This window comes from Pseudonocardia sp. T1-2H, assembly GCF_038039215.1.
Classification (GTDB): Bacteria; Actinomycetota; Actinomycetes; order Mycobacteriales; family Pseudonocardiaceae; genus Pseudonocardia.
Genome location: NZ_JBBPCL010000001.1, coordinates 6088780 through 6101491, shown reverse-complemented (window position 1 = coordinate 6101491; position 12712 = coordinate 6088780). Strand labels below are relative to the sequence as shown.

Annotated in this window: 9 protein-coding genes; 7 read left to right on the top strand and 2 right to left on the bottom strand. The window is 74.3% G+C overall.

Annotated elements, in window-relative coordinates:
• Positions 1-22: 22 nt before the first annotated feature.
• The 3 genes from WBK50_RS30090 (at position 23) to WBK50_RS30080 (ending at position 4662) form a co-directional block, all read left to right on the top strand.
• The gene (locus WBK50_RS30090) at positions 23-1663 is read left to right on the top strand and encodes a phosphoenolpyruvate--protein phosphotransferase (protein ID WP_341338796.1); all 1641 of its coding nucleotides are present in this window, start codon (positions 23-25) and stop codon (positions 1661-1663) included.
• 153 nt (positions 1664-1816) lie between these two features.
• Positions 1817-2656 (top strand): SDR family NAD(P)-dependent oxidoreductase, encoded by an 840-nt coding sequence (locus tag WBK50_RS30085; protein WP_341338795.1) that lies wholly within the window; start codon positions 1817-1819, stop codon positions 2654-2656.
• Between the two features lie 116 nt (positions 2657-2772).
• On the top strand, positions 2773-4662 hold the full coding sequence (locus tag WBK50_RS30080; protein WP_341338794.1) for a heavy metal translocating P-type ATPase: 1890 nt from the start codon (positions 2773-2775) through the stop codon (positions 4660-4662).
• On the opposite strand, the gene WBK50_RS30075 is transcribed toward WBK50_RS30080, so the two are convergent.
• The gene (locus WBK50_RS30075) at positions 4564-5172 is read right to left on the bottom strand and encodes an SACE_7040 family transcriptional regulator (protein ID WP_341338793.1); all 609 of its coding nucleotides are present in this window, start codon (positions 5170-5172) and stop codon (positions 4564-4566) included. The genes WBK50_RS30080 and WBK50_RS30075 overlap by 99 nt on opposite strands.
• Positions 5173-5261: 89 nt before the next feature.
• Here WBK50_RS30075 and WBK50_RS30070 point away from each other — a divergent pair, with 89 nt between their 5' ends.
• On the top strand, positions 5262-7025 hold the full coding sequence (locus tag WBK50_RS30070) for a sensor histidine kinase (RefSeq protein ID WP_341338792.1): 1764 nt from the start codon (positions 5262-5264) through the stop codon (positions 7023-7025).
• Here the strand turns inward: WBK50_RS30070 and WBK50_RS30065 are convergent.
• Positions 7001-7675 carry a response regulator transcription factor gene (locus WBK50_RS30065; RefSeq protein WP_341338790.1) on the bottom strand — a complete coding sequence of 225 codons (675 nt, stop codon included), beginning with the start codon at positions 7673-7675 and terminating at the stop codon, positions 7001-7003. The genes WBK50_RS30070 and WBK50_RS30065 overlap by 25 nt on opposite strands.
• Before the next feature lie 122 nt (positions 7676-7797).
• Between WBK50_RS30065 and WBK50_RS30060 the strand changes: the two genes are divergently transcribed.
• From WBK50_RS30060 to WBK50_RS30050, 3 genes are all read left to right on the top strand, one after another.
• On the top strand, positions 7798-9402 hold the full coding sequence (locus tag WBK50_RS30060; RefSeq protein ID WP_341338789.1) for a carboxyl transferase domain-containing protein: 1605 nt from the start codon (positions 7798-7800) through the stop codon (positions 9400-9402).
• A gap of 94 nt (positions 9403-9496) precedes the next feature.
• A complete protein-coding gene (locus WBK50_RS30055) occupies positions 9497-11500 on the top strand; it encodes an acetyl/propionyl/methylcrotonyl-CoA carboxylase subunit alpha (protein ID WP_341338788.1) in 2004 nt (667 codons plus the stop codon).
• A 1-nt stretch (position 11501) separates the two neighbouring features.
• Entirely contained in the window at positions 11502-12647 is a 1146-nt protein-coding gene (locus WBK50_RS30050; RefSeq protein WP_341338786.1) for an acyl-CoA dehydrogenase family protein, read from the top strand.
• The last annotated feature ends 65 nt before the right edge of the window (positions 12648-12712 follow it).

Below are 12712 nucleotides of genomic sequence, written 5' to 3'. Positions count from 1 at the left end.
AAGTAACCCCGAGGAGATTCAGATGACGCTCCTGTCCCTGCAGGGCATCCCCGCCAGTCCCGGACGCGCCGGTGGCCGCGTCGTGCGCGTCGCGGACGCGCCGGGTGAGCCGCCGGTCGGCCCCGCGCCGGCCGACCCCGCCGCCGAGGGCGCGCGTATCGAGCCCGCGGTCGAGGTGGTCTCCGCGCGGTTGCAGGCGCGGGCGGACAGCGTCTCGGGTGACGCGAAGGACGTCCTCGAGGCGACGATCGCGATGGTCGGGGACCCCGCCCTGCTGGACAACGCGCGCGAGCTCGTCGGCCACGGCCGGCCCGCGCCCCGCGCGGTCTGGGAGGCGGCGAACGCCTTCGCGGAGATGCTCGCCGGGATGGGCGGCTACATGGCCGAGCGCGCGCGGGACATCCAGGACGTGCGGGACCGGATCGTCGCGGAGCTGCAGGGCCTGCCCGCCCCGGGCGTCGCGGACCTCGACGCGCCCGCCGTCCTCGTCGCCGCGGACCTCGCGCCCGCGGACACGGCGGGGCTGCGGCCGGGGGTCGCGCTCGCGCTGGTCACGGAGCAGGGCGGGCCGACCAGCCACACCGCGATCCTCGCCCGCTCGCTGGGCATCCCGGCCGTCGTCGGGTGTGCCGGGGCGACGGCCTACTCCGACGGGCAGTTCCTCGTGGTCGACGGATCGTCCGGCGAGGTCGTCGAGGTGGCGACGGCCGAGGAGGCGACGGTGGCCGGTGCCGCCGCCGTCGCCGCGGAGTGGGACGGCGTCGGCCGGACCGCCGACGGGCACGTCGTCCCGCTGCTGGCGAACGTCGGCGATGCGCCCGGTGCCGCGAAGGGTGCGGCCGACCGGGCCGAGGGAGTCGGCCTGTTCCGCACCGAGCTCGCGTTCCTGTCCGCGGCCGAGGAGCCGTCGGAGCAGCGGCAGCGCGAGGTCTACGACGGCGTGCTGGCCGCGTTCGCCGGCAAGCCCGTCACGGCGCGGACGCTCGACGCGGGCGCGGACAAGCCGCTGCCCTTCCTGACGCTCGACGGCGAGCCCAACCCGGCGCTCGGGGTCCGCGGCCTGCGGATCGCGCGGGTCCCGGGCAACGGCGCCGACGTGCTCGAACGCCAGCTCGCGGGGTTGGCCGCCGCCGCGAAGGAGACCGGCGCCGAGCTGAAGGTGATGGCGCCGATGGTCGCGACCGCGGAGGAGGCCCGCTGGTTCGTCGAGCGCTGCCGCGCCCACGGGATCACCAGCGCGGGCGTGATGATCGAGATCCCGGCGGCGGTGCTGACGGCCCGGGAGATCATGGCCGAGGTGGACTTCGTGTCCGTCGGCACGAACGACCTCGCGCAGTACCTGTTCGCCGCGGACCGCCAGTCCGGGCCCGTCGCCGCGCTGAACGACCCGTGGCAGCCCGCCCTGCTCCGCCTCATCCGGATGCTCGGCGAGGCGTCGGTGGAGACCGGGACGCCGGTCGGCGTGTGTGGTGAGGCCGCCGCGGACCCGGCGCTCGCCCCCGTGCTGGTGGGTCTGGGCGTCGCCACGCTGTCGATGGGCTCCGGTGCACTGGCCGCGGTGGGCGCGTCCCTCGCGTCGGTCACCCTCGACGAGTGCCGCGCCCGTGCCGCGGCCGCCTGCGCCGCCCCGGACCCCATCGCCGCACGTCAGGCCGCCCTGTGAGCGCGCAGCCTCGCGAGAACGAGGCTTCGCGCGCTCGACCCGCCCTGAGCTGGGTTTTCTCCTGTCCTCGCAGCTCGGCCGGGGTTGTGCACGGCGATTCGCGCTCTAGCGCGAAACGTCGCGCACAGGGGGTGGACCGGTAGCGTCCGGGGCATGGGCAACGAGGCTCCGGCCGCACTCGTCACCGGCGGCGCGAGCGGTATCGGACGGGCCGCGGTCGCGCGGCTGCAGGCGGACGGCTGGCGGGTGGTGCTGGCGGACCTCAACGGCGAGACCGGTGCGCGGACCGCGGCCGAGCTCGGCGCGGAGTTCGTGCGGGCGGACGTCTCCCGCGAGGACGACGTCGAGGCGGCCGTGGCGCGATGCGTCTCGGCGTTCGGCCGGATCGACGCGGTGGTGAACAACGCCGGCGTCGGGGGCGCGTTCGGGGCGCTCACCGACATCACCGTCGAGGACTGGGACTACACGTTCGCAGTGCTGGTCCGCAGCGTGTTCCTCGGGATCAAGCACGGGGCCCGCGCGATGCGGGCGGCCGGGCGCGGCGGCGCGATCGTGAACACGGCGTCGGTCGCGGCCTTCAGCGGCGGCGCCGGCCCGCAGGCCTACTCCGCGGCGAAGGCGGCCGTGCTCAACCTGGGCAAGGTGGCCGCGGCCGAGCTGGGCGCGGACCGGATCCGGGTCAACACCGTGTGCCCGGGCGTGATCGTCACGCCGTTGATCGGCGGGGACCTGGACGTGACGGCCGCGGTGATGGCGGAGGCCCAGCCCTGGCCCGAGCTCGGCCGGCCGGAGGACGTCGCGGAGGTGATCGCGTTCCTCTGCGGCGACGCGTCGCGGTTCGTGACCGGCGAGGAGATCGTCGTCGACGGCGGGCTGCTCGCCGCGGGCCCGCGGATGCACGCCGCGTACGGCGGGGAGCCCCGGCTGCGGGGCCTCGTCGGCGTCAACCGGGGGTCGACGGGCGAACCGCCGGTCCTGCGGGCGCGTTCCTGACCCTGCGCCGGTTCGCGGCGCGGCGCACGCCGGTCACCGACACCTGAGCACCTGAACAGCTCGCAGTACACCTTCCTGTATGCGTATCTGCGTGCCTGCGAAGGTACGGTGATCGCATGTCCCGTCTGCTGTCCCTGCCCGAGGTGCGCTGGGCGGCCCTGGCGCTCGCGGCGTTCGCCCTGGCCGTCCCCGCGGACCTGCTCGGCGCGCCGACACCGCTCGTCGCGGTCCTGTACGCCGCCTGCTACCTCGCGGGCGGGTGGGAGCCGGCCCTGGAGGGACTGCGGGCGCTGCGGGAACGGACCCTGGACGTCGACCTGCTGATGATCGTCGCCGCGCTGGGGGCGGCCGCGATCGGCCAGTACCTGGACGGGGCGCTGCTGATCGTCATCTTCGCGAGCTCGGGCGCGCTGGAGGCGGTCATGACGGCGCGCACCCGCGCGGGCATCACCGGGCTGCTCGACCTGGCGCCGGAGACCGCGACCCGGGTCGGCCTCGGCGGCGAGCAGCAGGTCCGGGCCGCGGACCTGGCCGTCGGGGACGAGGTGGTGGTCCGGCCGGGCGAGCGGGTCCCGGCGGACGGCACCGTGGTCGACGGCGTCACCGAGATCGACACCGCGAGCCTCACCGGGGAACCGCTGCCGGTGCGCCGCCGCGCCGGCGACGAGGTGCACGCGGGGACGGTCAACGGGACCGGGAGCATCCGGGTCCGGGTCGACAAGGACCCCGCGGACACGCTCGTCGCGGGGATCGCGGCGCAGGTGAGGCGGGCCGCGGAGACGAAGTCGCGGCGGCAGCTCTTCGTGGAGCGGGTCGAGCGGCGCTACTCCGTGCTGGTCGTGGTGGGCGCGCTGGCGCTGCTCGCAGTCCCGCTCGCGTTCGGCGCGGATCTGCGCGAGACCCTGCTCCGGGCGATGACCTTCATGATCGTCGCCTCGCCGTGCGCGATCGTCCTGGCGACGATGCCGCCGCTGCTCGCGGCGATCGCCGTCGCCGGGCGGCGCGGGGTGCTGCTCAAGGACGCGACGGTCGTCGAGACGCTCGCCGAGGTCGACGCGGTCGCGCTGGACAAGACCGGCACGGTGACGCGTGGGCGGCCGGAGGTGCGGGACGTTCGGCCGCTGGCCGGGACGGCCGACGCGCTGCTGGCCCTTGCCGCCGCCGCGGAGGCGGGGAGTGAGCACGTGCTCGGCCGGGCGGTCGTCGCCGAGGCGCGACGGCGGGGGCTCGCCCTGGCGCCGGCCACGGACTTCGCAGCGGTTCCGGGGAGCGGGGTCCGGGCCGTCGTCGAGGGCCGGGAGGTGTGGGTCGGCCGGTCGGCGACGCCGGCCGTCGACCACACGGTCGTCGACGTGCTCGTGGACGGGGAGCCGGCCGGGACGCTCGTACTCGCGGACGAGCTGCGGCCGGGGGCCCGCGCGGCGGTGGCCGCGCTGGCCGAGGCCGTGGGCGACGCTCCCGCGCTGCTCACCGGCGATGCGGCCGGCCCCGCGGAAGGCGTGGCCGCCCGGGTCGGCGTCTCGCGCGTCCACGCCGGCCTGCTGCCCGCGGACAAGGCCGCGATCGTCGACGGGTGGCGGGCCGAGGGGCGCACCGTCCTCGCCGTCGGCGACGGGATCAACGACGCCCCCCTGCTGGCCACCGCGGACGTCGGGCTCGCGGTCGCCGAGGGGGCCGGCTCGCTGAGCGCCGAGGCGGCCGACGGCGTGCTGTTGCGCGGCCCGCTCGGCGCGCCCGCGCCGCTGGTCACCCTCGCGCGGCGCGCCCGCCGGATCGCCCGGGCCAACCTGGCGTTCGCCGCCGCGGTGATCGTCGGGTTGGTCGTGTGGGACCTCGCCGGGACGTTGCCGCTGGCCGTGGGCGTGGCCGGGCACGAGCTGTCGACGGTGCTCGTCTGCCTGAACGGGCTACGGCTGCTCGTCCGCCCCGGCTGGCCCGAGGCCGTCGAGGGCGGTGAGCGCCATGGTGCGCAGGAGCGCGGCCACCTCGTCGGGGCTGCCCCGTGAGCCGCTGTGCGGGGTGGAGTTGAGCAGGCCGAACGTGCCGTGCGCGGCGATCCGCGCGGCGTCGGCCGAGAGCCCGGGATGGATCCGGCGCAGCGTGTCCACCCAGATCTCGACGTAGGTGCGCTGCAGCTGGCGGACCCGGCGGCGGGCGTCGTCGGGCAGGTTGTCCAGGTCCCGGTCCTGCACCACGATCAGCTCCGGCTCTCGCAGGGTGAAGTCCAGCTGGAAGTCCACGAGCGCGGCCAGGACGTCCCGCGGCGCCCCCGTGCTGCGGGCCCGGCCGCCGGCGAGCAGGTCCTCGCTGATCCGGAGCAGCATCTCCGCGAGCAGCGCCTCCTTGCCCGGGAAGTGCCGGTACAGGGCGGGCCCGCTGATCCCCACGGCCGCGCCGAGGTCGGTGATGCTCACCCCGTGGAAGCCGTGTTTCGCGAACAGCCGCGCGGCCACCTGCAGGATCTGCTCCCGACGGGTGGGCACGCCCGTACGCGGATCCACCTCCGGTGCCGCCATCGGCCGAGCGTAGCGCGTCAGGTTAACGAACGCTAACGTCCGACGAACGTCTCAGCCTGGACACAGGCCGGCCCCTCTACGCTGGTCGGATGCTCGGTCTGCGCTGGCTCCGCGCCCGGATGGGTGTCCGGGTGGCGTCCGCGCTCGCGGCCGCCGCCGCGGTGGCCGTCGTCCTCGTGGTGGCCGGGTTCTCCCTCGTGCTGCTGCTGAACCGGTCCCTGCAGACCCAGCTCGACGAGGCGGCGACCCAGCAGGCCGAGCAGGTCGGCCAGCGGATCGCGGCGAACTTCACGGCCACCGGCAACGTCCGGGACAACGCGCTCGACACCACCGGCAAGCGCACGGACCTGATCCAGGTCGTCACGGACTGGAACAACGACGACCCGGACGAGCCGGACATCCAGATCATCGCGGCGTCGGACCCGCTGGCGAGCATGCCGAGGATGTCCGACGTGCTGGTGGAGCGCGGCCGGACGAGGGTGGTCGGCCCGACCCGGGTCGAGCTCGGGGACGGCACGAGTCAGGAGGTCCAGGTGGTGGCGGTGGGGTTCCAGCCCTTCGGCCGGCCCATCACGATCCTGGCCGCACAGCCGCTCGAACCGGTGCACAAGGCCGTGGACACGGTCAAGACGATGGTCTACATCGGGGTGCCGATCCTCGTGGTGATCGCCGGGTTCTTCACCTACCTCTTCGCCGGCCGGGCGCTGCGTCCCGTCGAGCGGATCCGCGCGCACGTCGCGAGCCTCACGGACCGGGACCTGGACCGGCGCGTCCCCGAGCCCGTGACCCAGGACGAGATCGGCCGGCTCGCGGCCACGATGAACCAGATGCTCGGACGGCTGGAGGGTGCGCAGACCAACCAGCGCCGGTTCGTCGCGGACGCCAGCCACGAGCTGCGCAGCCCGCTCGCCACCATCTCCTCCGGCCTCGAGCTGATCGCCGCCGCGCACCACCCGGACAGTCCGGACGGGGCCACGGTCCGCTCGATGCGCACCGAGGCGGACCGGCTCGGCAGGCTCGTCGACGGCCTGCTGCTGCTCGCCCGGGCCGACGAGCGCGGCCTGCAGCCACGCCACGACGAGGTGGACCTCGACGAGATCGTGGAGGCCGAGCGCGGCCGCCCGTCGGACATCGGCGGGGCCCGGGTGGGTGCGGACGGCGTCACGGTCCGCGCCGAGCCGGTGCGCGTCGTCGGGGACCGCGGGCAGCTGGTCCGGGTCGTGCGCAACCTCGTGGACAACGCCCGCCGGCACGCCGAGTCCCGGGTGCTGGTGACGCTACGGCGCGAGGGCGACCGGGCCGTGGTCGAGGTCGGCGACGACGGGCCGGGCGTCCCGCCGGAGCAACGCACGCGCGTCTTCGAGCGGTTCGTGCGCCTGGACGAGGCCCGCGCGCGGTCCGACGGCGGCGCCGGGCTCGGCCTGGCGATCGTCGCCGAGGTGATCGCCGCACACGGCGGCGGTGTCGAGATCGGCGAGTCCGAGCTGGGCGGGGCGCTGTTCCGGGTGACCCTGCCGGCCGGCCCGGCCGCGGAGCGGGACCCGGCCGAGACAGCGCCGTCCAGGCAGGAGACGCAGCCGCTCTACGACGACCGGCCGACCGGGCCCACGCCCGTCGTCCCGCCGGGTGGGCGGCCCCGGCCGCGCCCGGAGCCGACGTCCGGGCCGGTCCCCGTGCCGCAGGGCCGGCCCGCGTCGGACCGTCCGGGCCGGGAAGCTCGCGACGCCGATCCGGCTCGGCGAGGCCCACTCACCCGCGGACGTCAACCCGACGGGGCCGCTGCCGGTCGTCCGCCCGCAGAGCTACTCGCCGTCCGAGGGCAGATAGCTCAGGTGGGCTCGGCCATCCGGTAGCCGACGCCGCGCAGGGTCTCGATGGACGCGGTCCCGAACGGCGCGTCGATCTTGCGCCGGACGTACCCGACGTACACCTCGACGACGTTGACCTCGCCCTCGTAGTGCGCGTCCCAGACGGCGCGCAGGATGTCCGTCTTCGTGACGACCTCCCCGGCGTGCCGCATCAGGTGCTCCAGCACGCCGAACTCGCGCGGGGTGAGCGTGACCTCGGTGTCCCCGCGGAACACCCGGTGCCGCGCGGGGTCGAGCTTCAGGTCCCCGACGGTCAGGACGCTCGGCCGGGCGTCGCCGGCGCGGCGCTGCAGGGCGCGCAGCCGGGCCAGCAGGACGACGAACGAGAACGGCTTGGTCAGGTAGTCGTCGGCGCCGAGGTCGAAGGCGTCCGCCTCGTCGTACTCGCCGTCCTTCGCCGTGAGCATGAGGACGGGCGTCCAGACCCCGGCGGCGCGCAGCCGTTGCAGGATCCGGTAGCCGGAGAGCCCCGGCAGCATGATGTCCAGGATGACGACGTCGTGCACGCCCGAGAGCGCCGCGTCGAGCCCCGAGGGCCCGTCGTGGGCCATGTCCACGGAGTGGCCCTCCCGGGCGAGTCCGCGGCGGACCATCTCCGCAAGGGGTCGTTCGTCCTCCACCAGAAGCACGCGCACGCCCCGAACCGTAGAAGGCGCTCCATGTGAGCCCGCTGAAGGCCCTGGCACATCCGGTTAACGACCGCTAACATGTTAACGATCGCTAACCGACGTGACGACGAAGTTGGCTGAGGAGAGGTATGCCGGACACCCGAACCGAGGCACCGCGGCTGCGCAGCGCGGTGGACCCGGGCGACGAGCGGTTCGCGGCCAACGCGGAGTCGCACCGCTCCCTGGTCGCGGACCTGAACGCGCGCCTGGCGGTCGCCCGCCTCGGCGGGCCGGAGAAGTCCCGCGCCCGGCACGTCGAGCGCGGGAAGCTGCTGCCGCGGGACCGGGTGGACGACCTGGTCGACCCGTCGTCGCCGTTCCTGGAGCTGTCCCCGATGGCGGCGAACGGCATGTACGGCGACGAGGCCCCGGGCGCCGGGATCATCACCGGGGTCGGGCGGGTGGCCGGGCGCGAGTGCGTGATCGTCGCCAACGACGCCACGGTCAAGGGCGGCACCTACTACCCGATGACGGTGAAGAAGCACCTCCGCGCGCAGGAGGTGGCGCTGCACAACCGGCTGCCGTGTGTCTACCTGGTGGACTCCGGTGGCGCGTTCCTGCCGCAGCAGGACGACGTCTTCCCGGACCGCGAGCACTTCGGCCGGATCTTCTACAACCAGGCGCAGATGTCCGGGCTGGGCATCCCGCAGATCGCCGCCGTGCTGGGCTCGTGCACCGCGGGGGGTGCGTACGTGCCGGCGATGAGCGACGAGGCGGTGATCGTCCGGAACCAGGGGACGATCTTCCTCGGCGGGCCGCCGCTGGTGAAGGCCGCGACCGGCGAGGTCGTCACCGCGGAGGAGCTGGGCGGCGGGGACCTGCACTCCAAGGTCTCCGGCGTCACCGACCATCTCGCGAACGACGACGCGCACGCGTTGCAGATCGTCCGGTCGATCGTCGGGACGCTCGGGCCGCGCGCTCCCCGGCCGTGGGACGTCGTGCCGACCGAGGAGCCGGCGGTGGACCCGGCCGAGCTCTACGGGGCGGTGCCGACGGACTCCCGGACCCCCTACGACGTGCGCGAGGTGATCGCCCGCGTCGTCGACGGGTCGCGGTTCCACGAGTTCAAGTCCGAGTACGGGACGACGCTGGTCACCGGGTTCGCGCACATCCACGGGCACCCCGTGGGGATCGTCGCGAACAACGGGATCCTGTTCTCCGAGTCCGCGGTCAAGGGCGCCCACTTCATCGAGCTGTGCGACCAGCGCGGCATCCCGCTGGTGTTCCTGCAGAACATCTCCGGGTTCATGGTCGGTCGGGAGTACGAAGCCGGCGGGATCGCGAAGAACGGCGCCAAGATGGTGACGGCCGTGGCGTCCACCCGGGTGCCGAAGCTGACCGTCGTCATCGGGGGGTCCTTCGGGGCGGGGAACTACTCGATGTGCGGGCGGGCGTACTCCCCGCGGTTCCTGTTCATGTGGCCCAACGCACGGATCTCGGTGATGGGTGGGGAGCAGGCCGCGACGGTGCTGGCCGCCGTGCGCTCGCCGCGGGACGAGACGCCCGAGGAGGAGTTCAAGGACAAGATCCGGGCGCAGTACGAGCACCAGGGTCACCCGTACTACTCCACGGCCCGGATCTGGGACGACGGCGTCATCGACCCCGCCGACACCCGGACCGTCCTCGGGCTCGCCCTGTCCACCGCCGCCAACGCGCCCCTCGCCGACCCGGCGTTCGGCGTCTTCCGGATGTGAGCGCCGTGCTGCCGGCTCCGTTGCAGGAAAGTGCCGTTCGTGCGGACCTAGTGATCGAGAGTGCCGTTCGTGCAGCGGCGAAGGGGGTGCGCGGATGTTCTCGACGGTGATGGTCGCGAACCGTGGGGAGATCGCGGTCCGGGTGATCCGGACGCTGCGCGCCCTCGGGATCCGCTCGGTGGCGGTGTACTCCGACGCCGATGCCTCCGCCCCGCACGTCACCGCGGCGGACGTCGCCGTGCGGCTCGGGCCCGCGGCGGCGGCGGAGAGCTACCTCTCGATCGACCGCGTCATCGAGGCCGCGCGCGCCACCGGCGCCGAGGCGATCCACCCGGGCTACGGGTTCCTGTCGGAGAACACCGCGTTCGCCGCGGCGTGCGAGGCCGCGGGGATCGTGTTCGTCGGGCCGCCGGCGTCCGCGATCGAGGCGATGGGCGACAAGATCCGCGCCAAGCAGACCGTGGCGAAGGCCGGCGTCCCGGTCGTCCCGGGCTCGGACGGCGCCGGGCTCTCCGACGCCGACCTGGCCCTCGCCGTCGAGGAGATCGGGTTCCCGGTGCTGCTCAAGCCGTCCGCGGGCGGCGGCGGCAAGGGGATGCGCGAGGTCCACTCGGCCGACGCGCTCGCCGACGCGCTCGCGAGCGCCCGGCGGGAGGCGCGCGGGTCCTTCGGGGACGACACCCTGCTCGTCGAACGCCTGGTGACGACGCCGCGGCACATCGAGATCCAGGTCATGGCCGACGCGCACGGGAACGTGGTGCACCTGGGCGAGCGGGAGTGCTCGCTGCAGCGGCGGCACCAGAAGATCGTCGAGGAGGCGCCGTCGCCCCTGCTCACGCCCGAGCAACGGGAGGCGATGGGGGCGGCGGCCTGCGAGGCCGCCCGGGCCTGCGGCTACACCGGCGCCGGGACCGTCGAGTTCATCGTCGGCGCGGACCGGCCGGACGAGTTCTTCTTCATGGAGATGAACACGCGCCTGCAGGTCGAGCACCCGGTGACGGAGATGGTGACCGGGCTGGACCTCGTCGAGCTGCAGCTCCGGGTCGCCGCGGGGGAGCCGCTGCCGCTCACGCAGGGGGACGTGCAGTTGCGCGGCCACGCCGTCGAGGCGCGGGTCTACGCGGAGGACCCGGCCGCGGGCTTCCTCCCGACCGGCGGCCGGATCCTCGCCCTGGACGAGCCGGCGGGGCCGGGGATCCGGGTGGACTCCGGGATCGTCGAGGGCGGGACGGTCGGGTCGGACTACGACCCGATGCTGTCCAAGGTGATCGCGCACGGGGCGGACCGGGCGGAGGCCCTGCGCCGGCTCGACGCCGCGCTGGGGAACACCGTGCTGCTCGGGCTCGGGACGAACATCGGCTTCCTGCGCGGGTTGCTGGCGGACGACGACGTCCGCGCCGGGAACCTGGACACCGGCCTCGTCGGCCGCCGCGTCGACGACCTGGCGTCGGCGGACCTCCCGGAGGACGTCCTGGGCGTCGCGACCGGCTGCGCCCTGCTCCGCCTCGAGCCCCACGGCGAGATCGTCGATCCCTTCGACGTCCCCGGCGGCTGGCGGCTCGGCGGCCCCGCGTGGGTCACGCGCAAACTCGTCGCGTCCGGCCACGACGCCGTCGAGGTCCGTGTCCGCGGCCGGGCGCCGGACGCCGAGATCTCCCTCGACGGAGGCGAGAGTGTCCGCACGTCGACCCGCCTCGTGAGTGGGAAACCTCGTTCTAGCGAGGTTTCCCACGCACAGGCCGGCGTCAGCCGGCACTACGTCACGGCGCGGGGTGAGGACGGCGTCCTGTGGATCGGCCGGGACGGGTACTCCTGGGCGGTGCGGGAGCAGGAGCCGCTCGAGGCCGCGATGGCCGACGTCGCGGGCGGCGGCGGGCCGGTGCTCTCGCCGATGCCCGGCACCGTGACCGTCGTCGAGGTCATTGAGGGCCAGGAGGTGACGGCCGGGCAGAAGCTCGTCGTCGTCGAGGCCATGAAGATGGAGCACGTGCTCACCGCGCCGGTCGACGGCGTGGTCCGCGAGCTGCGCGCGCGGGCCGGCGGCACGGTCGCCAAGGACGCCACGCTGCTGATCATCGAGACACCCGAGGAGAACTGAGATGGACCTCGACCTGAGCGAGGAGCACGCCGCCCTGCGGGCCACCGTCGAGGACTTCGCGCAGAAGGAGGTCGCCCCGGTCATCGGGGACCTCTACGAGCGCGAGGAGTTCCCGTACGAGCTCGTGCGCAAGATGGGCGCGATGGGCCTGTTCGGCCTGCCCGTCAGCGAGGAGTTCGGCGGCATGGGCGGGGACTACTTCGCCCTCTGCCTCGCCCTGGAGGAGCTCGCGCGCGTCGACTCGTCCGTCGCGATCACCCTCGAGGCCGGGGTGTCGCTCGGCGCGATGCCGGTCTACCGCTTCGGCTCCGACGAGCAGAAGGCGCAGTGGCTGCCGCAGCTCGCGGCCGGGGAGAAGCTCGGCGCCTTCGGTCTGACCGAGGCCGGCGGCGGGTCCGACGCCGGCGCCACCCGCACCACCGCCCGCCTCGACGGCGACGAGTGGGTGATCAACGGGTCCAAGTGCTTCATCACGAACTCCGGCACGGACATCACCGAGATCGTCACGGTCACCGCCGTCACGGGAGGGACGGACGAGAAGAAGGAGATCTCCGCGATCGTCGTCCCGTCCGGCACGCCCGGGTTCACCGTGGCGAAGCCGTACTCGAAGGTCGGCTGGTGCTCCTCGGACACCCACGAGCTCTTCTTCGACGACGTCCGCGTCCCCGCCGCGAACCTGCTCGGTGCCCGGGGCCGGGGCTACGCGCAGTTCCTCTCGATCCTCGACGAGGGCCGCGTCGCGATCGCGGCCCTGTCCGTCGGGCTCGCCCAGGGCTGCGTCGACGAGTCCCTGCGCTACGCCCACGAGCGGCAGGCCTTCGGCAGCCCGATCGGCAAGTACCAGGCGATCCAGTTCAAGATCGCGGACATGGAGGTCCGGGCGCACACCGCGCGGCTGGCCTACTACGCCGCAGCGGCGAAGATGCTCAAGGGCGAGCCGTTCAAGAAGGAGGCGGCCATCGCGAAGCTGGTGTCCTCCAACGCCGCGATGGACAACGCCCGGGACGCCACGCAGATCTTCGGCGGCTACGGCTTCATGAACGAGTACCCCGTCGGGCGCTTCTACCGGGACGCGAAGATCCTGGAGGTCGGTGAGGGCACGTCGGAGGTCCAGCGGATGCTGATCGCCCGCCAGCTCGGCCTCTAGGGCGGGCCCCCGCCCCGGCGCGGCCGGCGGGCCTGGTGGGGCGTTGCGTCGACCGATCAGCCGTC